Source organism: Nonomuraea sp. NPDC049480, assembly GCF_044465905.1.
GTDB lineage: Bacteria > Actinomycetota > Actinomycetes > Streptosporangiales > Streptosporangiaceae > Nonomuraea.
The window spans coordinates 1-24,028 of record NZ_JBITMD010000009.1 but is presented as its reverse complement, the minus strand read 5'-3'; the positions used below and the strand labels follow the sequence as shown (position 1 = coordinate 24,028).

The 24,028-nt window shown below is 68.7% G+C and carries 21 protein-coding genes and 1 pseudogene; 13 read left to right on the top strand and 9 right to left on the bottom strand.

Annotated features, from left to right (window positions below; all coding sequences use genetic code 11):
- Positions 1 to 12: 12 nt before the first annotated feature.
- Positions 13 to 6,180: a VWD domain-containing protein gene (locus ACIBX3_RS25615; RefSeq protein ID WP_397121069.1), complete on the top strand. Its 6,168-nt coding sequence runs from the start codon at positions 13 to 15 to the stop codon at positions 6,178 to 6,180.
- 279 nt (positions 6,181 to 6,459) lie between these two features.
- On the opposite strand, the gene ACIBX3_RS25610 is transcribed toward ACIBX3_RS25615, so the two are convergent.
- Both ACIBX3_RS25610 and ACIBX3_RS25605 read right to left on the bottom strand, forming a co-directional pair.
- A complete protein-coding gene (locus tag ACIBX3_RS25610) occupies positions 6,460 to 6,567 on the bottom strand; it encodes a Sua5 family C-terminal domain-containing protein (RefSeq protein WP_397121067.1) in 108 nt (35 codons plus the stop codon).
- 144 nt (positions 6,568 to 6,711) lie between these two features.
- The gene (locus tag ACIBX3_RS25605; RefSeq protein WP_397121065.1) at positions 6,712 to 7,596 is read right to left on the bottom strand and encodes a helix-turn-helix transcriptional regulator; all 885 of its coding nucleotides are present in this window, start codon (positions 7,594 to 7,596) and stop codon (positions 6,712 to 6,714) included.
- A gap of 165 nt (positions 7,597 to 7,761) precedes the next feature.
- Between ACIBX3_RS25605 and ACIBX3_RS25600 the strand changes: the two genes are divergently transcribed.
- From ACIBX3_RS25600 to ACIBX3_RS25590, 3 genes are all read left to right on the top strand, one after another.
- Positions 7,762 to 8,784 (top strand): zinc-dependent alcohol dehydrogenase family protein, encoded by a 1,023-nt coding sequence (locus tag ACIBX3_RS25600; protein ID WP_397121063.1) that lies wholly within the window; start codon positions 7,762 to 7,764, stop codon positions 8,782 to 8,784.
- 111 nt (positions 8,785 to 8,895) lie between these two features.
- On the top strand, positions 8,896 to 9,405 hold the full coding sequence (locus tag ACIBX3_RS25595) for a lipocalin-like domain-containing protein (protein ID WP_397121061.1): 510 nt from the start codon (positions 8,896 to 8,898) through the stop codon (positions 9,403 to 9,405).
- 13 nt (positions 9,406 to 9,418) lie between these two features.
- A complete protein-coding gene (locus ACIBX3_RS25590; protein WP_397121059.1) occupies positions 9,419 to 9,550 on the top strand; it encodes a hypothetical protein in 132 nt (43 codons plus the stop codon).
- Positions 9,551 to 9,678: 128 nt separating this feature from the next.
- On the opposite strand, the gene ACIBX3_RS25585 is transcribed toward ACIBX3_RS25590, so the two are convergent.
- From ACIBX3_RS25585 to ACIBX3_RS25570, 4 genes are all read right to left on the bottom strand, one after another.
- Positions 9,679 to 10,254 carry a PadR family transcriptional regulator gene (locus tag ACIBX3_RS25585; protein WP_397121057.1) on the bottom strand — a complete coding sequence of 192 codons (576 nt, stop codon included), beginning with the start codon at positions 10,252 to 10,254 and terminating at the stop codon, positions 9,679 to 9,681.
- Between the two features lie 9 nt (positions 10,255 to 10,263).
- A complete protein-coding gene (locus ACIBX3_RS25580) occupies positions 10,264 to 11,703 on the bottom strand; it encodes an aldehyde dehydrogenase (RefSeq protein WP_397121055.1) in 1,440 nt (479 codons plus the stop codon).
- Complete coding sequence (locus ACIBX3_RS25575) at positions 11,700 to 12,347, bottom strand: hypothetical protein (RefSeq protein WP_397121744.1); 648 nt, start codon at positions 12,345 to 12,347, stop codon at positions 11,700 to 11,702. The genes ACIBX3_RS25580 and ACIBX3_RS25575 overlap by 4 nt, the downstream gene beginning before the upstream one ends.
- Positions 12,348 to 12,409: 62 nt before the next feature.
- Positions 12,410 to 13,060, bottom strand: a complete 651-nt coding sequence (locus tag ACIBX3_RS25570) for a class II aldolase/adducin family protein (protein ID WP_397121053.1) — start codon at positions 13,058 to 13,060, stop codon at positions 12,410 to 12,412.
- Between the two features lie 114 nt (positions 13,061 to 13,174).
- Here ACIBX3_RS25570 and ACIBX3_RS25565 point away from each other — a divergent pair, with 114 nt between their 5' ends.
- Genes ACIBX3_RS25565 through ACIBX3_RS25545 form a run of 5 tightly spaced genes read left to right on the top strand, consistent with a single transcriptional unit; the run spans position 13,175 to position 17,446 of the window.
- Positions 13,175 to 14,074: a VOC family protein gene (locus tag ACIBX3_RS25565; RefSeq protein WP_397121051.1), complete on the top strand. Its 900-nt coding sequence runs from the start codon at positions 13,175 to 13,177 to the stop codon at positions 14,072 to 14,074.
- Complete coding sequence (locus tag ACIBX3_RS25560) at positions 13,996 to 14,832, top strand: 2-keto-4-pentenoate hydratase (protein ID WP_397121049.1); 837 nt, start codon at positions 13,996 to 13,998, stop codon at positions 14,830 to 14,832. The genes ACIBX3_RS25565 and ACIBX3_RS25560 overlap by 79 nt, the downstream gene beginning before the upstream one ends.
- Before the next feature lies 1 nt (position 14,833).
- A complete protein-coding gene (gene dmpG / locus ACIBX3_RS25555) occupies positions 14,834 to 16,450 on the top strand; it encodes a 4-hydroxy-2-oxovalerate aldolase (protein WP_397121047.1) in 1,617 nt (538 codons plus the stop codon).
- A complete protein-coding gene (locus tag ACIBX3_RS25550) occupies positions 16,447 to 17,217 on the top strand; it encodes a 2-keto-4-pentenoate hydratase (RefSeq protein ID WP_397121045.1) in 771 nt (256 codons plus the stop codon). Before dmpG ends, ACIBX3_RS25550 begins: the two co-directional genes overlap by 4 nt.
- A 1-nt stretch (position 17,218) precedes the next feature.
- Positions 17,219 to 17,446, top strand: coding sequence for a 4-oxalocrotonate tautomerase family protein (locus ACIBX3_RS25545; RefSeq protein WP_397121044.1), 228 nt, complete (start codon positions 17,219 to 17,221; stop codon positions 17,444 to 17,446).
- A gap of 686 nt (positions 17,447 to 18,132) precedes the next feature.
- Here ACIBX3_RS25545 and ACIBX3_RS25540 read toward each other — a convergent pair.
- Entirely contained in the window at positions 18,133 to 19,047 is a 915-nt protein-coding gene (locus ACIBX3_RS25540) for an LLM class flavin-dependent oxidoreductase (protein ID WP_397121043.1), read from the bottom strand.
- A gap of 422 nt (positions 19,048 to 19,469) precedes the next feature.
- Positions 19,470 to 19,925 carry a hypothetical protein gene (locus ACIBX3_RS25535; protein WP_397121042.1) on the bottom strand — a complete coding sequence of 152 codons (456 nt, stop codon included), beginning with the start codon at positions 19,923 to 19,925 and terminating at the stop codon, positions 19,470 to 19,472.
- Between the two features lie 1,102 nt (positions 19,926 to 21,027).
- On the opposite strand from ACIBX3_RS25535, the gene ACIBX3_RS25530 reads away from it, so the two are divergent.
- Genes ACIBX3_RS25530 through ACIBX3_RS25515 form a run of 4 tightly spaced genes read left to right on the top strand, consistent with a single transcriptional unit; the run spans position 21,028 to position 23,629 of the window.
- The gene (locus tag ACIBX3_RS25530; protein WP_397121041.1) at positions 21,028 to 21,381 is read left to right on the top strand and encodes a PadR family transcriptional regulator; all 354 of its coding nucleotides are present in this window, start codon (positions 21,028 to 21,030) and stop codon (positions 21,379 to 21,381) included.
- Positions 21,378 to 22,064 (top strand): hypothetical protein, encoded by a 687-nt coding sequence (locus ACIBX3_RS25525; RefSeq protein ID WP_397121040.1) that lies wholly within the window; start codon positions 21,378 to 21,380, stop codon positions 22,062 to 22,064. Before ACIBX3_RS25530 ends, ACIBX3_RS25525 begins: the two co-directional genes overlap by 4 nt.
- Positions 22,065 to 22,097: 33 nt before the next feature.
- Positions 22,098 to 22,721, top strand: a complete 624-nt coding sequence (locus ACIBX3_RS25520) for a TetR/AcrR family transcriptional regulator (RefSeq protein ID WP_397121039.1) — start codon at positions 22,098 to 22,100, stop codon at positions 22,719 to 22,721.
- On the top strand, positions 22,718 to 23,629 hold the full coding sequence (locus tag ACIBX3_RS25515) for an SDR family oxidoreductase (RefSeq protein ID WP_397121038.1): 912 nt from the start codon (positions 22,718 to 22,720) through the stop codon (positions 23,627 to 23,629). The genes ACIBX3_RS25520 and ACIBX3_RS25515 overlap by 4 nt, the downstream gene beginning before the upstream one ends.
- Positions 23,630 to 23,677: 48 nt before the next feature.
- Here the strand turns inward: ACIBX3_RS25515 and ACIBX3_RS25510 are convergent.
- Positions 23,678 to 23,938: pseudogene (locus ACIBX3_RS25510) on the bottom strand (Tn3 family transposase); the annotation flags it as partial.
- Positions 23,939 to 24,028 lie beyond the last annotated feature (90 nt).

The window sequence follows — 24,028 nt, the reverse complement described above, 5'->3', positions numbered from 1 at the left end:
TTCGGGGTAAGCGTGCGGCGTCTCTGCGTGATCATGGTGGCCGTGCTCGTGGCCGGGTTCCTCGTTCCCGTGCACGAGCTGTTATTACCCAAGTGGGCGGAGGCGGCCACCGCGTGCTCCCCCAACAGCAACGACTGGTCCAACGGCCGCAGCGGCCAGAAACGCTGCGTCTTCAACCACATGTACTCCACGCGCCGCCGCATCAACGAGGCGTGCCTGCGTGACCGTCCCGTGCTCGGGACCCACATCTACCAGCAGCCCAACGAGTGCAGCCCGTCCGGCGGCATCGAGGCCATCGGGCAGGCCCGGGCCATCAAGTACCTCAGCGACCAGATCGGCGGGGGCGGCGGGCTCATCAACCCCGAGATCCAGTGGGAGCCGACCCTCAGCGGCGGCAGCGACCGGCCCGACATCATCTACTACGATCGCGCCGGCAACAACTGGGGCCAGGTGATCGAGGCCAAGGTCAAGGACAACCCGGACTACTCCGGCTGGGGCGGGCAGGTCGTCCGGTACGTCAATGTGCTGACCCAGGACGGCGTCAGGAACGTCACCGCCGGCACGGTGCTCAACCGCTGGGGCACCTACGATGACTGGTTCCAGGTCTACAGCAAGAACGCCTCGTGCAAGGTGGGCGACAAGGACGGCTACCAGCTCTCCACGTACCGGGCCCTCTCGCCCGTTCCCGGCCTGCTGCACATCGAGGAGGTGCGCAAGGAGCGCAAGTGCGAGCAGAACAAGCGGCAGCCCACGCCGGGCAGCCCGCCCGCCGACATCCCCGAGCTGGACGAGAACGACGACGACCGCGACTGGCCCATCTCGCCTGGCCTGCGCCAGCTTATCGACCGCCTCACCACTCCCCGCGGCGACTCCGGCTCCCAGAACAACAACGACGTGGCCAGATACGGCAGCGCCGCGGCGGCCGCGGCCGCGCTGACCGCCTCCACCGTGGCGTTCCTCAGAACCCCGCAGGGCGTGCTGTTCCTGCGCGCGGCCGGCTTCGCCACCGTCGAGATGGCGCTGGCGCTCGGCGTGAGCGCGCTGGTCGTGCTCATCCTGTTGTGGTACTTCTCCGAGTACGGCGGCCTGGTCAAGGGCGAGCCGCACTTCACCACCCTGGACGGCCTGGGCTACGACCTGCAGTCCGTGGGCGAGTTCCTCCTCGCCAACTCCGACAAGCACGGCCTGGAGATCCACGGCCGGCTCAGCCCCGCCAGCGGCGGGCGGGACGTGTCGGTGATGTTCGACGCCGCGATGGAGGCCGGTGACCACAAGGTCGAGTTCCACGAGGACGACCTGTACATCGACGGCCAGAAGTTCACGCTCGCCACCGACAAGATCCTCTACCTCGGCAAGGACGCGTTCATCCTGCGCAAGGACGGCAAGTGGCTCGTCATGTTCGACGGCCTGGAAGGACCCGTCCTGTCCTGGAGGCGCGGCGCCGCGGGCATCTACCTGCCGCCGTCCGCCGACAGCGACCTCGTGGGCCTGCTCGGCAACGCCGACGGCGACCCGAAGAACGACCTGAAGCTGCGTGACGGCACCCAGTTGCCCGCCAACGCGACGCCCGCCCAGCTCCACACCGACTACGCCAACTCGTGGCGGCTCGACGACACCGAGTCGATGTTCACCTACGGCCCGGGCGAGAGCACCGCGACCTTCACGAACCTGCAGTTCCCCTCCCGCATCGTCACCATCCACGACCTGACGCCCGAGCAGATGCAGCTCGCGAGCGCGCAGTGCGAGGAGAGCGGCGTCCAGCCGGGCGTGCCGTTCAACGACTGCATCCTGGACATCGCGCTGACCGCGGACACCTCGTTCGCCGAGGCCGCCGCCGAGCAGAAGACGGTGAGCATCGACCCGGCGACGCAGGTCGTGAACGCGAACGGCGACCTGACGGTCGACTTCGACGGCACGCTCGGCAAGAACGTGCTGCCCTCGCGGGTCTCGGCCGATCCTTCCGCGGGCTCGTTCGCCGGACCGTTCAGCGGCGACGACTCCTACCGGTTCTTCGTGCAGTCGCTGCCGCCGCACAAGAGCGGAACCCTCGGCTTCGACCTGCTGGCGGTCGGCGACTGGTCGTCCGACTCCGACACCGAGACGGTCAAGGTCGAGATCGACCGCGGCGACCCGCACACGATCACGCCCAGCGAGCTGACGCCCATCGCGTCCGGGACGCTGGCCAACGGCCTGCCCTGGACGAAGTACCGCGTCACGGCGCCCATCACCCACAAGAAGAGCCAGATCGAGGTCAAGGTCTCGGCCATCGGCGCGGCCGGCATCTCCAACCAGGCGTACGGCGTCGACAACGTCACGCTCGACCTCGACGTCGTCCCGCCGCAGATGTTCGCGGTCGCGCTGCCGTTCACCGCCTCTGACGGCGTGCCCGGCGAGGGCGCGGGCAACCTGGAGGGCGAGGTCGCGGTGGACGAGTACCAGTTCACCCTCGCCCAGTCGGCCTCGATCTTCGTCAACGCGCAGGAGTGCCCCGGGTTCGGACTCAGGTGGGAGCTGCTCGACGCCGCGGGCGCCAAGGCCGCCACCTCCAACCTGTGCGGAGCCAAGCGCGTCGACGGGCTGGCCGCCGGAGCCTACCGGCTGCGCGTCTCCCCGTGGAACGACGTGTTCGGCCCGTACAAGCTCAGCGTGAACACGCTGGGGGCCGACGTCGTCACGACCGCGGCGATCGACGGGCCCCAGGTGCCGATCCAGGTCACCGACCCGGGCCAGCGCGGCACCTGGACGTTCACCGGCACGGCCGGGCAGAAGGTCTCCGCCGTCCTCGGCGAGGGCACGCTGTCCTCCCTCGGTGACGCCACCCTGCAACTGCGCGGGCCGGACGGGAGGATCCTGGCGCAGGAGTCCTGCGGGAAGGAGTGCTTCGTCGACACCGAGACGCTGCCGGTGACCGGCACGTACTCGGTGGTGTGGGACCCGAAGGACGCCAAGACCGGCTCGATCGCGCTGCGGCTGCACGGGGTGCCCGGCGCGGTCACCGGCACGGTCGCGATCGGGGCCCCGTCCACGCTGACGACCTCCGTCCCCGGGCAGACCGCGTCCTGGTCGTTCGCCGGAACGCAGGGCCAGCGGGTGGCGTTCGCGGTCAGCGGCCTGACCGGCGCCGCCAGTGCGTCGATCAGCAAACCGGACGGCACCCGGCTGTTCGGCTCCACCTACTGCCCGGCGGCCTGCGCCTTCGACACCACCACGCTGCCCGCGACCGGTACCTACACGCTGCTCGTCGACCCCACCGACCTGCACACGGGGCCGATCACGGCGAGCGTGATCGAGGGTGACGTCACCGGGACGCTGACCGCCGGTGGCGGGCCGGTGAAGCTGACCACGACCGGGCCGGGGCAGCGGGCCTACTGGACGTTCGCCGGCACGGCCGGGCAGCGCGTCGCCTTCGCCCTGACGGACGGCACGTTCAGCGGCGCGTACGCGTCGGTGCGCAAGCCGGACGGCACGGACCTGTTCAGGTCGACCTGGTGCAAGACGTCGTGCGCGTTCGACACGGTCGCGCTGCCGGTCGACGGCACCTACACGCTCGTCGTCGACCCGTCCCAGACGGCGGTGGGCTCCATCACCGCGCAGGTGACCGAGGGCGACGCCAAGGGCACGCTGACCGCCGGCGGCGAGCCGGTGAAGCTGACCACGACCGGGCCTGGGCAGGTCGCCGTCTGGTCGTTCGCCGGCACGGCGGGTCAGCGGGTCGCGTTCGGGCTGACGGAGGGGACGTTCGGCAGCGCGTACGCGCTGGTGCGCAAGCCGGACGGCACCGAGCTGTTCGACTCGACCTTCTGCAAGACGTCGTGCGCGTTCGACACGGTGTCGCTGCCGGTGAACGGCGTCTACACGGTCGTGCTGGATCCGTCCGGCACGGCGGTGGGCTCCATGACCGCGCAGGTCACCGTCGGCGACGTCACCGGGACGCTCACGGCGGACGGCCCCGCCGTCAAGCTGACCACGAAGGGTCCCGGCCAGTACCCGATCTGGACGTACGCGGGCACGGCCGGTCAGCGCGTCTCGGTCACCTTCTCCGGCGGCACGTTCAGCAGCGCGAACGCGTTCATGCGCAAGCCCGACGGCTCGGTCTTGGTGCCGTCGGTGTTCTGCGCGGCCTCCTGCTACTTCGACACGACCGTGCTGCCGGTGAACGGCGAGTACCAGGTGGTGGTGGACCCGGCCGGCATCCAGACCGGCTCCATCTCGGCCGGGCTCAACATCGTGCCGCCGGACGTCACCGCGCCGATCAGCGTCAACGGCGCGGCGGCGACGCTGACCACCACCATCCCGGGGCAGCGCGGCGTGTGGACGTTCACCGGCTCGGCCGGGCAGCGGGTGTCGTTCGACTTCACCGGCTCCACCTTCACCTACGCCGCGGACGCCACCGTCAAGGTCAGGAAGCCGGACGGCGCCGACCTGGTCGCCGAGACCAACTGCGGCACCGGCTGCCTGCTGGAGCCGGTCACCCTGCCGGCGACCGGCACGTACACGGTGGACCTGCGGCCCAAGGGGTCGAAGACCGGCGCGCTGACGCTGCGGGCGTACCAGGTGGACGACGCGGCCGCCACGATCGCGATCGACGGCGCGACCTCCCGGCTGACCACGACCGTCCCCGGCCAGAACGGCAGGTGGACCTTCTCGGGCGCCGAGGGCCAGTACGTCAACATCGCGTTCCTGGACGGCACGTTCTCCCTCGCGTCCGACGCGGCGGTCTCGGTGCTCGATCCGGACGGGACCGTCCTGCGGCAGGACACCTCCTGCGGCAAGGTCTGCATGCTCGACCCGGTCACCCTGCCGGCGACCGGCACGTACACGATCCTGTTCGACCCGCGCAAGGCGCTCACCGGCTCGCTGACCGCGCAGCTCACCGAGGGCGACGTCACCGCGACGACCTCGATCGGCGGGCCCGCCTCGACGCTCACCACCGTCGGGGCCGGGCAGAAGGCCGTCTGGTCGTTCACCGGCGCCGCCGGTCGGCGGGTGTCGTTCAACTTCACCGCCTCGACGCTCACCAGCCTGTACGACGCGTACGTGGCGGTGCGCAAGCCGGATGGCAGCGTGCTCGTCAACGACACCCCGTGCGGGAAGAACTGCCTGCTGGAGCCGGTGGTCCTGCCGGCCGGCGGTGTCTACACCGTCGAGTTCAGGCCGCAGAGCGCCAAGACGGGCTCGATCACCCTGCAGCTCCACGAGGTCGCCCACCTGGCCGCGAACGTCACCCTGGGCGGCGCCGCCTCGACGCTGACCACGACGACGCCCGGCCAGAACGGCGTCTGGTCGTTCACCGGGACGGCCGGGCAGCTCGTGTCGTTCAACCTCACCGACGCGAACTTCGCCGGCTCGGTGGACGCCCAGGTGTCGGTGAAGAAGCCGGACGGCACGGTGCTGGTGTCGCCGACGTACTGCGGCAAGAACTGCTTCCTGGAGCCGGTGGCCCTGCCCGTCGCCGGCACCTACACGGTGGAGTTCGACCCGAAGGACGACAAGACGGGCAAGCTGACTTTGGCGGCGTACGCGGTCGCCCACCTGGCCGCGAACGTCACCGTCGGCGGCGCTGCCTCGACGCTGACCACGACGATGCCCGGCCAGAACGGCGTCTGGTCGTTCACCGGGACGGCCGGGCAGCTCGTGTCGTTCAACCTCACCGACGCGAGCTTCACCGGCTCCACCTACGCGCGGGTGTCGGTGAAGAAGCCGGACGGCACGGTGCTGGTGTCGCCGACGTACTGCGGCAAGAACTGCTTCCTGGAGCCGGTGGCCCTGCCCGTCGCCGGCACCTACACGGTGGAGTTCGACCCGCAGGACGAGAAGACCGGCAAGCTGACCCTGCGGGCCTACCGGGTCACCGACCTGGCCCCGGCCGCCATCACCATCGGCGGCGCCGCCTCCACCCTGACCACCACGACCCCGGGCCAGAACGGGAGCTGGACCTTCACCGGCACCGCCGGCCAGAAGGTGGCCGTCACCTTCACCGGCACGACCTTCGCCGGCTCGACCGACGTGCGCGTCTCGCTGGTGAAGCCGGACGGGACAGCGCTGGGCAGCTCGCCCTACTGCGGGCGCAACTGCACCATCTCGGCGACGACGCTGCCCGACACGGGCACGTACACGATCGTCTTCAACCCGCAGAACGACAAGACCGGCTCGCTGACCGCGAAGGTGGCGGCGTCATGATCTGTTAGGAGAGTCGCGCAGGCCCGCCACCCCATCCGGGGGTGGCGGGCCTCCGTGCAGAGAACATGGCAAGGCTGGCGACCCAGCCGGCGGCGACCATGAACACGTTGAAGTCTCCGCCCTGGCGTTGCACCTGGTCCAGGCCGCGATCGCCGCTCCGGTGACGATCGTGCCAAGTGCCACGAGAGTGTCAGTGAGCATTGCCGCGGGATGTCAGTGGATTCCCTGCCACGAAGGCGTCAGTGACGGGGTGAGAGCGTGCCACGGGCGGAGCCGTGATCACTGACGAGGAGGGCGGAGCCGGTTGGCGATCGCGAGTCCCAGCCCCTTCTCCACCGGCAAGGAGACGACGATGAGGTCGCATCCCCGCTGGTCGAGCTCGCGCAAGGAACCCGTACAGGCCGCGCGTAGCCGGCACCCGAACGCGGCTGGTGGAGTGGACCCCAAGCGGGCACGCTCGGCCCGGCGGCGCCGCGGATGCAGCCGCAGTACGTGCCGCGCGCGGACGGCGGGGGTCGCGACGTGGAGGCGTCAGCGGGGGTGGGTGGGGGAGTCGGCTTCGTGGGAGACGGCCCAGGAGGCGAGCAGTTTCAAGCCTTCTTCGGAGGGTGAACCTGGTTCGGCCGTGTAGATGAGGAGGGTGAGGCCGGGTTCGTCGTCCACGGCCGAGCCATGCCAGGCGAGGGTGAGGTCGCCGACGACCGGGTGATGGAAGCGCTTGACGCCGGTGCCGTGACGGCGCACGTTGTGGGCACCCCATCGGGTGCGGAAGGCGTCGCTGCGCGTGGACAGCTCTCCCACCAGGTCGTGGAGGTCCTTGTCGTGGGGGTTGCGGCCGGCTTCCGTGCGCAGGACGTCCACGGTCATGTCGGCGATGAGGTCCCAGTCGGGGTAGAAGCGGCTGGCTGCGCGGTCGAGGAACTGGAAGCGGGCCATGTTCGGCGGCTGCATGCCGCCGTCGTAAAGGTCGCTGAAGAAGGCGCGGGCGAGCTGGTTGGCGGCGAGCATGTCCAGGCGGCCGTTGACGACGAACGCGGGTCCGGCGGTGACGGCGTCCAGGGTCCATTGCAGGCTTTCGGGCGGCTTCGTCCACTGCCTGCTGGAGCGCGTTCGGGGCCGGGCGAGTACGTCGGAGCCTCCGGCTGCCTGGGCGAGGTGGAGCAGGTGGGCGCGTTCGGCGTCGTCGAGCCGGAGGGCGCGGGCGATGGCTTCGAGCACGGCGGGTGAGACGCCGGCGAGGTTGCCGCGTTCCAGCTTGGCGTAGTACTCGACGCTGACGTCGGCCAGGGCCGCGACCTCACTCCTGCGCAGGCCGGGCACGCGGCGCCGGGTGCTGGACGGCAGCCCGGCCTGCTCGGGGGTGATCTTGGCTCGCCGCGAGATCAGGAACTCGCGGACTTCATCGCGGTTGTCCACACCCTGACCGTACGCTGCTCGCGCGGCCGTAGGGATGCACTGCCAGTACACCCCTCACCAGTAACTCGCTACCCGCGCGGCATGCCGGTTTCCTGGAGGACGTGCCACCCGGCCGCCCGGCCCTCGGCGGTGGCCGGTTTCCCCGTAGGTAAGGAGCAGCCTCTTATGCGCGGTGTCTTGATGCATGCCCCCGGTGACTTCCGGGTGGAGGAGCGCGAAGACCCGAAGATCCTCAAGCCCACGGACGCGATCATCCGAGTGGCGGCGGCCTGCGTCTGCGGTTCCGACCTGTGGCCGTACCGTGGGGCCGAGCCCTTCGAGGCACGCTCCCCGATCGGCCACGAGTACGTGGGCGTCGTGGAGGAGGTCGGCAGCGGGGTCACCACGATCAAGCCGGGCCAGTTCGTGGTCGGTGGCTTCTCCACCTCGGACAACACCTGTGAGAACTGCCGTGCCGGCTACCAGACCTCGTGCGTCCGGCGGGAGTGGATGAACGCGATGGGCGCCCAGGCGGAGCGGCTGCGCGTCCCGCTGGCCGACGGCACGCTGGTGGCCACTCCGGGCACGCCCGACGAGGACCTGGTCCCGAGCCTGCTGACCGCCTCTGATGTGCTGGGCACCGGCTGGTTCGCAGCCGTGGCCGCTCAGGCGGGGCCGGGCAAAACGGTCGCCGTGGTCGGCGACGGCGCGGTCGGCCTGCTCGGCGTGCTGGCTGCCAAGCGGCTCGGCGCGGAGCGGATCATCGCGATCAGTCGCCACACCTCCCGGCAGAAGCTCGCCCTGGACTTCGGCGCCACCGACATCGTCACCGAGCGCGGCGACGAGGGCGTGGCCCGCATCAAGGAACTGACCGACGGATACGGCGCGCACTCGGTCATCGAGGCGGTCGGCACCCAGGAGTCGATGCTGCAGGCGATCCGCTCCACCCGCCCCGGCGGCCATGTCGGCTACGTCGGCGTCTCCCACGACGTGACCCTCGACGGCCAGGAGCTGTTCTTCTCCCACGCCCACCTGCACGGCGGTCCCGCCCCGGTCCGCCAGTACCTGCCCCAGCTGATCGAACTCATCTGGACCCGGCAGATCGACCCCGGCAAGGTCTTCGACCTCACGCTCCCGCTGGAGCAGGCCACCGACGCCTACAAGGCCATGGACGAACGCCGCGCCATCAAGGCCCTGCTGCGCGTCTGATCCCGCGTATCGGAAGGACGGAGCAATGCGAGTGCGCGTCCGGCATGGCTGCAGGGCCACCTGCTGACCCTTCGGCCGAGAGCGAGGCCAACCACTCCCAGGACACCATCCGTGAGAATCCGTGAGAAGAGAAGGAACCAGCGAAGCATGACGACGAAACTTAAGATCGCCCCGCTTGCCGTGGCCCTGGCCCTTGCCCTTGCGCTCCTGGGGTCCGCGCCTTCATCCGCCCAGTCCGGCATGGCTCATCGCGGCGTCTCTCCCCTCATCGGCGCGTGGCGTATGACCTCACTCGAGGTCGGCACCGAAGGGAACCTCCAGCCTGTGCCGTACTCCGGCCAGATCATTTTCACTAAGTCCGGCACCATGTCCGTACAGGCCATGAACCCCGACGCCAACGCTCCGGACACGCCGTACACGAGCAACGGGTACGAAGCCTTCTACGGGACTGTCACTGTCGACAAAGCCGCCAGGACGTTCGTCGTGACCGTCAAGTCGTCATTGGTGCGCGACCTCATCGGGCAGCGCCTGACGCGCGTCTTCAAGGTGTCGGGCGACAAGCTCGTCCTCACGCCGGCGGATCCGGCAGAAGGGTTCCGCGTCACCTACAAGCGCTTCTGATCGGAGAGGCGGGATGAGCGATGAGATGACGTACGGGCACTTGGGCCGCTCTGGTCTGCTGGTCAGCCGGATCGGTCTGGGGACCATGAACTTCGGTTACACCGCCGGCCGGTGGTTGCGGCGCAGCCTTCGCCGTGAGCACTGACCATGTCGTCATGGCGTGAGGTTCCCGGTTCCGGCAACGGTGACGGGGCGGCTCGGCGTGCAGCTGCCTGGCAATGCGGGTGATGGGGCTAACTGCACGCGCCGCCCTGAGATGCCCAGAGTGGGCGTTCAATCCCCTGTGAGCAGCCGCTGGCCTTCCCGCGCCCACTCGACACGGGTCCGCGCCACCGCGGCGATTCCGGCGAACACGTGCGCCTTGATCCGGGCGACCCGGTCGTGGTCGGCCGGATCGCGTCGGGTCAGTCGCTCCTTGAGCAGCATGGTGTCCTTGGCCAGCAACCGATCGCGGTGCGCCTCCGCCTCGGCCGCGGCTTTCTCCTGCTCCCCGATGAACTGTTCGAGCACGGCATGCGCTTGATCCGCCTCGATCATGTCGAAGTTCAGTGCCTGCACCAGGAACGGGTCACGTGCCGGTGTGGGAGCGTGCGGTGCGGACAGCCACCGGTTGAGCTCCTCGAGTCCCTGCTCAGTGACGCTGTAGACGGTCCTGGTCAGCTTCGGCCCGCGTCGTTCGTCGTCGCCTGAGATCAGCCCGGCTCGTTCCATCCGCCGCAGCGTCGGGTAGATCTGGCTCTGGGGTGCGGCCCAGATCCACCCGGCCGAGCTGTCGAAGAACTGGACCAGGTCGTATCCGCTCATCGGGCGTGCCTCCAGCACACCCAACAGCGCATGCTGCAACGACATGCCGAAATTCTATCCGCCTGCGATGTTCCCGATGATGTTCATGGTGACGGACTTGGGTTCGGTGAAGAACTCACGGCTGAACCCGCCGCCTTCACGGCCGATCCCTGAATCGCCCATGCCGCCGAACGGTGCGCGCAGGTCACGGACGAAGAAGCAGTTGACCCACACGTTGCCGCTACGCAGTGCTGCCGCGACGCGATGCGCGCGGTGCAGGTTGTCGGTGAACACCATGGCCGAGAGCCCGTACGGCGTCGCATCGGCCAGTGCGAGGCCCTGCTGCTCGGAATCGAACGGCGTGACCGTGACGACCGGGCCGAAGACCTCGTCCTTCTGTACGGGCGCGTCAGCCGGGACGTCCGTGAGCACGGTCGGACGCACGAACCAGTCGTGGCCGAGCCCGCCGGTCACGACCGTGCCGCCGCCCAGCGCGTCCGCCTGGAGATAGCCGCTGACCTTGGCGAAGTGCTTCTCGCCGGCCAGCGGGCCGAGTGCGGTCTGTTGCTCCGCCGGGTCGCCGAGCACCATCGCCTCGGCCGCCGCGGTGAACCGGGTCAGGAACTCGTCGTACACGCGTCGCTGCACGTACAGCCGGGAGCCGGCGAGGCAGACCTGACCGGTGTTGCCGAACGCGGCCCGGATGGCCCAGTCGATCGCGTTGCCCAGATCGGCGTCGTCGAACACCAGGTTGGCGCCCTTGCCGCCGAGCTCCAAGCTGACCGGCGTCAGATGCGCCGCGGCTGAAGCGGCGATCGCGCGGCCGGTCGCCGACGAGCCGGTGAACGTGATCCGGTCGACCCGGGAGTCCTTCACCAGCGTGGCGCCCGCGTCACCGAACCCGAGCACCACGTTGAGGACGCCGTCGGGAATGCCGGCTTCGAGCGCGAGCCTGCCCAGCAAGGCCGCAGACCGCGGCGTGTCCTCTGCCGGTTTGAGCACCACCGTGTTCCCCCAGGCCAAGGCCGGGGCGATCTTCCAGGTCGCGAGCATCAGAGGGAAATTCCACGGCGAGATCGCGGCCACGACACCAGCGGATTCGTAGCGGGTGTACGTGTGGTGCCCGGTGTCGCTCGGGTACGTCTCGGCCACGCTGAGCCGGGCATGATCGGCGAAGAACCTGATGTTGGCGGCGGAACGCGGCACATCGTGTCCCGCGACCACGGCCCGAGGCTTGCCCATGTCACGGCTTTCCGCCTCGGCGAGCTCGTCGGTGTGCTGTTCGATCAGGTCGGCGAATCTATGCAGCAGACGTCCGCGTTCGGCGAACCCCATCTTCGGCCACGGGCCTTCGTCGAACGCTCGGCGCGCGGCCGTCACCGCAAGGTCGGTGTCGGCTTCGCCGCCGCGTGCGACGCTCGCGTAACTCTCCTGGGTGTACGGGTCGATGTCGTCGTAGGTCGCGCCGTCGGTCGAATCGACCTCGTCGCCGCCGATGACGTGTCGGATCTTCACGCGGTGCGCTCCTTGTACTCGGGGTGAACGGCCTGGCGAAGGCGCTCGCCGGCCAGCGCCGGGGAGAGCGGGACGAGTGCTACGGCGAGCAAGCCGGCGACCGCCACCGTGGCGAAGAGATAGAAGTTCCAGGCGAATCCGGCGCCCGAGGCGATCACGAGGCCGGCGAGGATCGGGCCGAGGATCGCCGCGATGGAGGGGCGCACGGCCAACGTGGCGATGCTCACCGCCGCCAGCAGGAACGACACCACCAGAACGGGCTTCGAGCCGGTCCGGGCCAGCCACAGCAGGACCGTTCCCGTCCGGAATCCCGGGGCGGCCAGCTCGCTAACGCTGGTGTACCACGAGCGTTTCGCGGGCCGCGTGATTTCAGGAACGCTCACTCCAAGACGTGTCGCGAGCGCTTCGGCCTTGGCTGTTTCGCCGCGCAGCACGAGGGACTCCAGCGACTCCGGCAGATAGCGCAGCGCGAGCGGGACGACGATCAGAATAGGGGCGGCGCCGATCAGCATGCCGATCAGGGCGTAGCTGCCCAGCGTGCCTGCCTCGGCCGGACCGATCCGCCATTCGGCGAGCAGGGAGGGCACGGTGGCGCCGAACACGACAAGGTCGTATCCGTCGAACGCGACGGACAAGCCGCACACCGCGACCACGGTCCACAGTGTCCTGTGGGGTGTTCCTCCAGCCTCCACGGTGGGAACTTCTTTCACTTGAGGAAATCCCAGATCCGCTCGAGGAGCTCGGGACCCGTCGCGGCCCAAGCGTTCCGCTCCGCTTCGGTGAGCGTTGCGGGCGTCACGCCCGCCGCCGCGGCGGCGAGGGCGAGCCGGCACGACTCTTCGAGAATCCACATCCGGGCGACTGCTTCGCCGATGGTCCCGCCGACCGTGACGGCGCCGTTTCCCTTGAGCATGCAGGCGAATCCGTCGCCGAGGGTGGCCGCCAGCTCCTTGCCGAGCTGCGGTTCGCGGATCAGGCGCGCGTTCGGGAAGACCGGTACGACCGGGCCGAGCAACGCGCCCTGGCCGTGCAGCGGGGCAGGCGAGCCCAAGGTGGCCGCGAGCGGGGATGCCGACGGTGGCTGAGCGCGGCAAATGGCGCCGACGTCGGGCCGGGCCCTGGCGATCGCGATATGGATCCACGCCTCGCGCGGAACTCCGCCAGGCAGTTCACTGACGTTGAGATCGAGCTCGAGATGGCGATCAGGGGTCAGTTCGCCGAGGGGGCGAGGTGGCGTGATCAGCAGCCTGTCGGCGTCGAGGCGGGTGCTGACGTGGCCGAACGCTGTGACGAGGCCGGCTCTGGCGAGGGCGTGTCCAGCGGCGGTCAACTCTTTCGAGAGCTGCGCGAGAGACATGAGATACACAATTACCTGTATCTATATACATGTCAACATATTGAACAGGTATACAGATACAGGTATCGTTGGACATCATCGAATTCCCTGGTTCCGGAGAATCGGAGCGCTGCCGTGATCGAGCTGCAAGACATCGCCTACGTCCGCTCGGGCGTCGCCGACCTGCCCACCGCGGTCGACTTCGCGGTCAACGTGGTCGGTCTGGAACTGGTCGGCCATGTCGACGGACACGCGTACTTGAGGGCCGACACCCGCCATCACTGTCTCGCCTTCGTCGAAGGTAGATCCGGTGTCCTGTCGAGCGGATTCACCCTCATCGACGAGGACGCGCTGGCGGCGGCGGAGTCCGAACTGGAAGCGGCGGGCGTCAAGGTGATCCGTGGTGACCGCGCCGGTGCGACGGCCCGGCATGTCCGGGACTACCTCGCCTTCGAGGACCCGTTCGGCAACGTCGTGGAGCTGGTCGTCGACCAGAGCCGGCTGCCCGGTCCGGTCCGGTTCGGCCGGACGGCGGGGATCACCGAGTTCGGCCATCTCTGCCTGGACGCGCCGGACGTCCGTGTGGCCTACCGGTTCTGGTCGTCCCTGTTCAACGCGCGGGCCTCGGACTGGATCGGCGACATGGCCTGCCTGATGCGCATCGATCCGGTGCACCACAAGCTCGCCGTGTTCAAGGGTGACGGGCCCGGCCTGTGCCACATCAACTTCCAGGTCGAGTCGATCGACGACGTGATGCGCAGCTGGCACTTCCTGACCGAGCGCGGCGTCGAGATCGAGATGGGCCCGGGCAGGCACCCGCAGTCCAGCGCGATCTTCCTCTATTTCAAGGGACCTGAGGGTCTGACGTACGAATACTCCTACGGTGTCCGGCGGATCACCGACGAGACCTGGCGGCCGAGGTACTTCGACCCGGCCGAGCCGGACGCGATCGACCTGTGGCGCGGGCCGACGAAACGCCCTGGCACGCAGACGCAGATCCCGTTCACCGCCGAGCCGCGCGAGGCCGGCCGATGAACAGCCCTGCTCACCGGCTGCTGGAAGCGGCCAGGACACGCATTCCGATCGAACCGTTCACCGGGCTTACGGTGGCCGACGCCTATGCGATCCAGTTGGCGCAAGTCCACGCCAGGGTGGGTGACGGCGCGCGGATCACCGGCCACAAGATCGGGCTGACGTCCGCGGCGATGCAGCGTCAACTCGGCGTCGGCCAGCCCGACTTCGGGTATCTGCTCGACGACATGGAGCTGACCACGAACCGGGTCCGCGCGGACGCATTCCTCGCTCCCAAGGCGGAACCGGAGATCGCGTTCGTCCTCGGCGCGCCGTTGTCCGGACCCGGACTGTCCTCCCGGGACGTCGCGGCCGCCGTCAGCCATGTCCTGCCGGCCATTGAGATCATCGACAGCCGGATCGCCGACTGGCGGATCGGGTTGACCGACACGATCGCGGACAACGCTTCTTCGGGCGCGTATCTGCTTGGCCGCCGGGCGATCCCGCTCGGCGGCATGGACCTGGCGAGCATCGGATGCGTGCTGCGCGCCGGCGCCGAGGTCGTGGCGACCGGGACGGGCGCGGCGGTGCTCGGAGATCCGCTTCGAGCGGTTGCGTGGCTGGCCAATGTGCTCGCGGAGTACGGGGCCGGGCTGGAAGCAGGGCACATTGTGCTGTCCGGTTCGCTGACCGCGGCCGTGGAGCTGCGGCCGGGAACCGAGATCAGCGCGGAGTTCACGCGGCTCGGGCACATCAGCCTGTACGTCGAGGAGAAGAACTGACATGACCACGGCTGCGATCGTCGGCTCCGGCAACATCGGCACCGACCTGATGATCAAGCTGCTCCGCAGCGAGCACATCGACCTGCGCTACATGATCGGCGTCGATCCGGCGTCCGACGGGCTCGCGCGGGCCCGCGGACTCGGCGTCGAAGCCTCCCCGGAGGGCGTCGACTGGCTGATGTCCCTGGACGAACTGCCGGACCTCGTGTTCGAGGCGACGTCCGCCGCCGCGCACTTGGCGAACGCGCCGCGTTACGCCGAAGCCGGCATCCGGGCCGTCGACCTCACGCCCGCCGCGGTCGGCCCGTTCGTGTGCCCGCCGGTGAACCTCGGGGATCATCGCGATGCGGCGAACATCAACATGATCATGTGTGGCGGCCAGGCGACCATCCCCATCGTGCGTGCGGTCAGCGACGTGGTGGCGGTGCCGTACGCGGAGATCGTCGCGTCGATCGCGTCCCGTTCGGCGGGACCGGGCACGCGGGCGAACATCGACGAGTTCACCGAGACGACGGCGTCGGCCATCGAGTCGGTCGGCGGCGCGGGCAAAGGCCGGGCGATCATCATCCTGAACCCGGCGGATCCGCCCATGGTCATGCGCGAAGCGGTCAACTTCACCGACACGACCTTGCGTGACGGCAGTCACGCCATGGCACACCAGTTCACCGAGCAGCAGGTGCGCGACACCGTTCGCGCGCTCGACGGAATCGGGATCGAGGTCATCGAGGTCACCCATGGAGACGGCCTCGGCGGCTCGACGTTCAACTACGGGTTCTCCGCCGTCGACGAGCTCACGCTGATCGCCGCCGCCGTCGACGAAGCCCGTGCCGCCCGGATCGCGGTGCTGCTGTTGCCCGGGTTGGGCACCGTCGACAACCTTCGTGCCGCACACGACATGGGTGCGACCGTCGCCCGGATCGCCACGCATTGCACCGAGGCGGACGTCTCGGTCCAGCACTTCGGCGTGGCTCGTGACCTGGGAATGTCCACGGTCGGCTTCCTGATGCTCAGCCATCGGCTTGATCCCGACGCATTGGCCGAGCAGGCACGCATCATGGCCGACGCCGGCTGCCAGTGCGTGTACGTCGTGGACTCCGCCGGTGCGCTGGTGCTCGACGACGTCACTGACCGGGTGGCGGCGTTGGCGGCGGAGCTGGCCGACGACGCGGAGGTGGGTTTCGGTTTCCACGGCCACCAGAACCTGAGCCTGGGCGTGGCCAACTCGATACTGGCCTGGCGCGCCGGTGCGACGTGGATCGACGGCTCGCTGTGCGGATTGGGCGCGGGTGCCGGCAACTCACCGACCGAGGTGCTCGTCGCCGCGTTCTCCCGCATGGGTGTGCCGACCGAGGTCGATCTCGACGCCGTGCTGTCCGCGGCCTCGGAGGTGGCTCGGCCGTACATCACGCGGCTGCCGTGGACCGATCGCGCGTCCATCACCCAGGGACACGCCGGGGTTTACTCGTCGTTCCTGCTGCACGCCGAACGTGCGGCCGAACGCTACGGCGTGCCGGCACACGACCTGCTGCGCGCCGTCGGCGAGGCCGGGTACGTGGGCGGCCAGGAAGACATGATCATCGACATCGCGGTGCGACTTTCCCAGGAGACAAAGGCATGACCATCGAAGAAGCCGCGCAGCGGTTGCTCGCCCGCGAGGACGGACAGGCCGATGGTCCACCGTTGACCGGCAGATGGGCGACGCTGGACCTGGAGACCGCGTACCGGATCCAGGACGAGACCCTGCGGTTGCGGCTGGCTCGCGGTGAGACACTGATCGGCGTCAAGCTGGGGCTGACCTCACGCGCCAAACAACTGCGGATGAACGTCTCCAGCCCGCTCACCGCATGGCTGACGGACGCCATGGTGCTGCCCGCGGGGGAGCCGGCACCGCTGGAGCGCCTCATCCAGCCTCGCGTGGAGCCGGAGATCGCCTTCGTCCTGGGCCGCGACCTGACCGGTCCGGGCGTCACGGCCGCGACCGCACTGCACGCAGTGGACCTGGTCATGGGCGCGATTGAGATCATTGACAGCCGGTACACGGACTTCCGGTTCACATTGCCGGATGTCGTGGCGGACAACGCCTCGTCCGGCGCCTTCGTCACCGGGTCGGTCGCACGGCCGGCTGTGGGGATCGATCTCGCCTTGGAGCCGTGCACCCTGGAAGTCGACGGCGAGGTCGTCGACACCGCGACCGGAGCAGCCGTCCAGGGACACCCAGCACAGGCTCTCGCCTTCGCCGCCAACGACCTGGGCCGCCGCGGTCACGTGCTGCGCGGCGGATGGCTCGTGCTCACCGGCGGGATGACCGACGCGATCCCTCTCCGCGAAGACACCACGGTGGCCGCCGGCTTCGGCTCGTTCGGCCGTGTCGTAGTGGGAGGGTGACATGCCCATCGTGAAGATCTCCTTGGCCGCCGGCCGGGATCCGGAGGTCCTCCGAGCCTGCTTGCAAGCGGTGCACATCGCCGTGCGCGACAGTCTTGAGGTGCCCGATTCAGCCGTACGGGTACTGATCACCGAAGTTCCACCCGGCTTGTGGAGCTCAGGCGGTGTCACCCTGGAGGAGCGCAGCGCCAATCGGGAGGCCGGAGACACCCGCTCAGAATCCCCCTGACGATGCTCACCCGTCGGAAAGGTGTGGAACCAAAGGCTGGGAGCCTAACGGTCGCTCAGGGTGAAAGCCGGGGGGTGGGATGCCGGTGGGGGTGCGGGTGTGCCGGTCCGTTGTGGATCCGGCGCCGCGCGCGGCAGTGAAGGACGGGGACCGGCGGTGAGCCGGAGGCTGCCGCCGGCCGCGGGGCAGAGCGCCCGCACGGCGTGTGTCCGCAGGTACGGTGCCATGGCGGCGCCACGGGCGAAGGCGATCCCGATGGTGCGGCGGAAACGGCGGACGCCGGCCGAACGGCGTCCCGGCGAGGGCGGATCCTCTGGGGCGCCGGGGTGTTGGTGTTGGTCATGGCGGCATGCCATCGGGGATGGCGATGAGGTTGAAGGTATGCCGGATGGGACCGGACCTGCGGGGCTACGCTGCCGGTGAGCGGGGATCCGGGCCGGCCCGTCCCGGATCCGGATGACGGTTCGGGGTGGATGTAGTCCCGGGGAAATTTCCACCAGATCCGCCTGACCTGCACCGATGTGGGGCATGTTCGGATTGTTGATCACTTCCGCTACGGTTCGTACGGTCCTGACCGGTGGCGCTCCCTAGCAAGAGCGTTCTCATCGGTAACGGCTATCCGCCGGTTCCCCACCACGTCCCCGTGGAATGTGGTGTCGTGGTCATGGCCGCGGGAAGGGGAACGGTCATGCGAGGTGTGGAGGCGCTGCCGCCTTCCCGGCATGGCTCAGCTGTGCTCTGGCCTCGGCGAGAGCCTCCGCTTGCCGCATCCAGTCCCCGCCGTCGAGACTGAGCCCGACCATGTCGACTCCGGCCTCGGAGTAGGCATGGAGGTGTTCTGCCACCTGTGCCGGGCTACCGGTGACCGGGACGGCCGCTGCCTCCTCCGGCGACATGCGATGGATCTCCACGAGAACCCGCGTGAAGGATTCGACGGCAGCCGGGTTGTCGACAAGGACGGCGTGACCTCCCACGGAGATCGATGGGACTGCACGGTCCAACTCATGGGCGATCTCGCGCAGCCGTATCACCTTCTTGGCCAGAGTCGCAGGGCTGACCAGGGAGGGCACCCAGCCGTCACCGTACAGGACGGCACGGCGCATCGCCGCCTCGGAGTTCCCGCCGATGATAATCGGCGGGACCGTAGCAGCGGGGCCGAGGGTGATCTCCTGGTCCCCCAGTCGGGTGGGTTCCCCACGGATGAGGCCCGGCAACGCTTGTAGCGCCGCGTCAGTCCAACGCCCTCGCCCGTGGAGCGGCGCCCCGACCGCACGCCAGAAGGGCGAGCCTGGAAAACCTCCGATCCCGACGCCGAGGACAACGCGGTTGCCCGACAGATGCTGGAGCGTCTGCATCTGCGTGGCGACCCATGCCGTGGGGCGCAGCGGAAGGCTGAGCACGCCGAACTCGAGTCCGATCTCTTCAGTCACCGTTGCGGCCCCGGCCAGGACGAGCGTGGCATCAAAGCTCGGTGTCCCGTCGCCGACGATGAAATCGGCCATGCCGACCGCATCGTAGCCAAGATCCTCAAGACGGCGCGCCATCGCGATGTCGGGCACGCCGGTCTGCGTCAAGGGCAATGTCGTGCTGATCCGCATCATGATTCTCCTGAGCGCCGGGATCGGGAATGCAGGCCACGCTAGAACCTCAAGCGGCGTTGAGGTCAACCGTCCAACCCCGACGCCGAAGCCTTCGAGCACTTCGACGGCGACTACGCGGCGGACAAGCCGCCGAGCCCGCAAGGATCAAGCTCAGTAGTCATAGAGCGGCGCATCGTCACAGGTCAGCGAAATCCGACCGAATTTTCCTGACTACTGGGGCCCCGAGAAGCCGCAGCGCCAGGCCGGCTCCACCCGCGGCAAGCAGGTCGTTGACGTTCTCAATCGCACGGCCACAGTGATCCGGCCTGGCGCCGCCTCGGCTCTCGGCTGGTAGGCGACCAGGGTTAGGACAGGCCCGGGTGTTCGGCGCGCAGCCGGGCGAGCCCGGCGCCGGCCAGCCGCCTATCTGACAGACACGGCACTCAGCACTTGGTCGTCAGCACCCCGGAGTAGCGGTTGTGGCGGTAGCCAAGGTTCACGTACGCCGTCCACGTCCGCCACCGCGTCGTGGAGAAGTCGCGACACTTGGCCCTGGGGTAGACCACGCCCTTCTTGGTCCCCCGGTAGTGCAGGACCTGCCGGCTGTCCCAGCCCCATGCGCGCTTCTGCTGGAGGGTGACCCGAACGAAGCCGTCCGACCCGCCGATCTTACACGTGCTGCCGCCGCGTCCCACGACGTGCCAGCGGCCGTTGATCTTCCTGCCGTAGGGCTTCGCGGCCCAGGTACAGGGCGCCACCGACTGGGTGGCCGCGATTGCTGGCGTCCGGGTTCGGGCCGGGACGGACTCGGCCGCTGCGAGCGGCATCGACGTCCCGAGCATGAGTGCCGCGGCCCCCAGCACTCCGAGCAGGTTCCATTTCCCCGTCTTCCCCGTCATTGGAGTGAACCTCTTCCTTTCGGTGATTCTCCAATGCCAGCTTTCCAAGAAGACGCCTGGACCGGGAATTGCTATGTCTGCACAAGGCTTGGCATTGCGTGCATGCCTTAGAAGGCGTTCGGGTCGGAACAACGTCTGCCGCAACGGCCAATGGGTTCCCGTAGGAATCCCGGGCCCCTCCCGCCCCGGCCTCAGGCACACTCGAGTACGCCAACCGGGCGATAAGCGCGTATGACGAATATCTTTTCGGCGGATGAACTTCGGCGGATGAACTTCGGCTGCTGGGCGCCGAACTTCTCATCGTCGACGAAGCGGACCGGCTGAAGACCGCCCCGCTGCCCACACGCCCCAAGCCAGGCGGGCAGCGGCACTCATATCCCACCCGGCCAGATAACGCCGAAGCCCGAGGCACGTCTGACTGATCATGAGGTATTCGTTCCGATGCCTCAGATCCGTGAGACGGCCCAGCCTCTGGCCAGGTGCGGGCGGGCAGGGCCGCCCTTCACGTCAGATGCCCGTGGTACCCCTGCTTCCTTCGTGCTCCGGCCGGGGGCGTCACTTGCTGTGGCGGATCGCCGCCCGTACGGCGGTGTAGATGACAACCCAGAGAGCCGCCAGGGGGATGAGGAACATGAAGATGATCTCGAACAATCCGACGTTAGGCATGCCCGCAACATAAGGCGCCGCGGTTGGAAAACGCTTAACGATCACTGTCCTGGAGCCGGCGCGAACGGCGTCGGCCGATGACCGCCCGACAGGCCCAGCGAGCGACACGAGGAACCGCCTCATGATCAGTGAGACGACTTCGATGCCGTTCGTCTCATACAACCTGAGGCGACGCAGGTCAGGGCCTTTCCGTGCATCAAGTTCAACGAGGCAGGACACCGCTGAACCGCCCCGATCCCGTTCCATTTCACTCAGAACCCTCGACGCCCGGCCGACTACGATGACCGGCTGATCGGCACGGCGGACCGCCACCCGGGTCCACCCTCCCCATATAGACGAAGCGACCGAGCACGGCAGGCGCAGGGGCGGCCATTCGCAGTTCCCGCGGCGGCTCGGGCCTTGACTATACTGTGTGGCACATCGTACTGTGCGGCACATGGGTAATGGGCGTGGCGGCGGCGTGTTCGACAAGCTTGAGCTGGAGCTGCGCAGAGGGGTCATCGTGCTGGCGGCCCTGTCCCAGTTGCACACGTTCCGCTACGGCTACGAGCTACGCCAGCTCCTCGCCGACCAGGGCATGCCGATCGAGGAGGGCACGCTCTACCCCCTGCTGCGGCGGCTGGAGGCGCAGGGCGTGCTGATCAGTGAATGGCGCGTCGACGGCGGCCCGCCGCGCCGCTACTACATGCTCAGCGACGACGGCCTCCACCTGCGCCGCAGGCTGTCCGAGACCTGGCGCGGCCTGAACAAGACCATGGACGATCTTCTGGACGGGGAGGGGCGGTCATGAACGCCGGCCAGCTCATCGAGAGCTACGTGTCCGACGTCGCCAGGTTGCTTCCAGGCGCGCAACGCGCCGACGTCGCGCTCGAACTGCGCACTCTGTTACGTGACGAGCTCGCCGACAGAGCCGAGGTGGCCGGCCGCGAACCCGACGAGGAACTGGCCAGGCGCCTGCTCGCCGGCTTCGGCCGGCCGGCAGAGGTCGCCGCGCGCTACCGCCCCGCCCCGGCGCTCATCGATCCGGCCGACACCCGCCGGTTCCTGCGTGTCGCGATCATCGGCATGGCCGTCATCTGGCTGCTGGGACTGCTGGACCTCCTGCGCCGCCGCCCGGTGAACTCCCTCGACGGCGCCCTGTACGCGCTCAGAGAATGGTGGACCGTCGGCGCGATCCCGGCTCTGTGGTGGCCGGGTGTCATGTTCGTGTGCTTCGCCGGGGCCGCCTGGGTGAACGACGCCGCGCCCGGCTCGCCTGAGAGCCCCTCAGGCCAGTACGGCGGCGATCCGCTTCCGGAGCACGGCCTCGTGGCGGGAGTCCGTGGACAGGGTCACGGTCAGCCCGTCCGCGACCAGGCGCCCGCGTCGACCTTCACCACCTCATACACCACCCGGTGGCCGGCTTGCGCGGACAGCGAAAGCCGCACGGGCGGTCCCGCAGACCGGGGCTCGCCATGGGTGATCTCTGTCTGATTTAATGAATGAACGAACATTTATTAATGAAGGGTGGCGGTGGTGGCACGTCCCCGAGGGGTCGAGGATGCGGTGATCCTGGATGCGGCGGTACATGTCATGGGGCGGGTGGGTCCCGCGGGTCTCACGTTGGCCGCCGTGGCCCGCGAGGTCGGGTTGGTGCCGGGAACCGTAGTGCAGCGATTCGGTTCCAAGCATGGGCTGCTTCTGGCACTCGCCGACCGGTCTGAGAAGGACGCGAGCGAGATGGCTGGGCGAGTGCGTCAGTCGCACGACTCGGCGCTCGGGGCCTTGGCGGCGCTGACGGTGGAGTCGGCGGCTGCGATGGCCACGCCGGAGAGCTTCGCCAATCATCTGGCGTTCTTGTGCATGGATCTTGGCGATTCGCAGCTCTACGAGCGTGCGCTGGCCATTCATCGCACTCAGAAGCGGGCGATCGAGGAACTGCTGACGGAGGCGGCCGGTGCGGGCGAGCTCCGCGCCGGAACCGATGCCGCGGCGCTGGCCGGCACCGTACAGGCGATCATCGCTGGTGCGGGCCTGACCTGGGCACTCGAACGCGAAGGCACCCTTGAACAGCGGCTCCGGCGAGAGCTCGACGTCGTGCTGTCCCCTCACCTTCCGCCCCGACACAGCCACGACCTGGAGGAATCATGACGACTGACGCACGCCCGCTGGCCGGAAAGGTGGCTCTGGTCGCCGGCGGTACCCGGGGCGGCGGACGGGGCATCGCCGTCGAGCTCGGCGCCGCCGGCGCGACGGTGTATGTCACCGGCCGCAGCAGCACCGGTGGGCGCTCCGATCTGGACCGCCCGGAAACCATCGAGCAGACCGCCGAGAAAGTCACCGCGGCAGGCGGCCTGGGCATTCCCGCACGAACCGACCACAGCCGTCCCAACGAGGTCCAGGCCCTCGTCGACAAGATCGCTGCCGAACAGGATGGACAGCTCGACATCCTGGTGAACTCCGTATGGGGCGGAGACCCGCTGACAGACTGGGAACACCCTTTGTGGGAGCAGGATCTGGGCACCGGTCTACGGTTGCTGCGGCAGGCGGTGGAGACCCACATCATCACCAGCCGGTTCGCGCTCCCCCTCATGGTCGCCCGCAAGAACGGCCTGGTCGTGGAGGTCACTGACGGCAACACCGCCCGCTACCGCGGCACGTTCTTCTACGACCTGGCGAAGTCCGCAGTCATACGCCTCGCCGTCGCTCAGGCCGCCGAGCTCAAGCCCCATGGCGTCGCGGCCGTGGCCATCACGCCTGGCTTCCTACGCTCGGAGGCGATGCTGGAACACTTCGGTGTCACCGAGGCCAACTGGCGCGACGGCGCGGCCCAGGACCCGAACTTCGCCCACTCCGAGACCCCGGCCTACCTCGGCCGGGCCGTCGCCGCACTGGCCGCCGACCCCGACATCATGGCCAAGACCGGACGGGCCCTGGCCACCTGGGGCCTGTACCAGGAGTACGGCTTCACCGATGCCGACGGCACTCAACCGGACTTCGCCGCCCACTGGGCCGAGAGTCTGGAAGAGCAGTACGGACCCCTCGGAGACCCGCTGTAACCCTGGCCGGCAAGGGCAAGGGACAGCTGCCGGATGCCCACCGGCTGCCTACTCCTCTTCGGCGTCGTCCTCGTTGGAGGCGTCCGGGTCGCGCGGCGCGCGCAACTGGCCGGGGCCGCCGGCCTTGATGTTGAACAGGTAGCGGCCCAGGAAGTTGATGTGCCGGTCCTTGAGCGGCGAGAGGCGGGCGACGTCCTCGTCCTTGATGTCGTGGCCCTCGACGCGTAGCTGGGCGACGGCGGCGTCCAGGTAGCGGGTGTTCCACAGGACCACGGCGTTGAGGACCAGGCCGAGGGCGGCGAGCTGGTCTTAACCGAAATGATCTTGAAGCTCTCTGGCATGTCGGATGGCGGGAGCAGCTCACGCTTCGTGACCGGGAAGAATCTTGGTTCTGTGGTC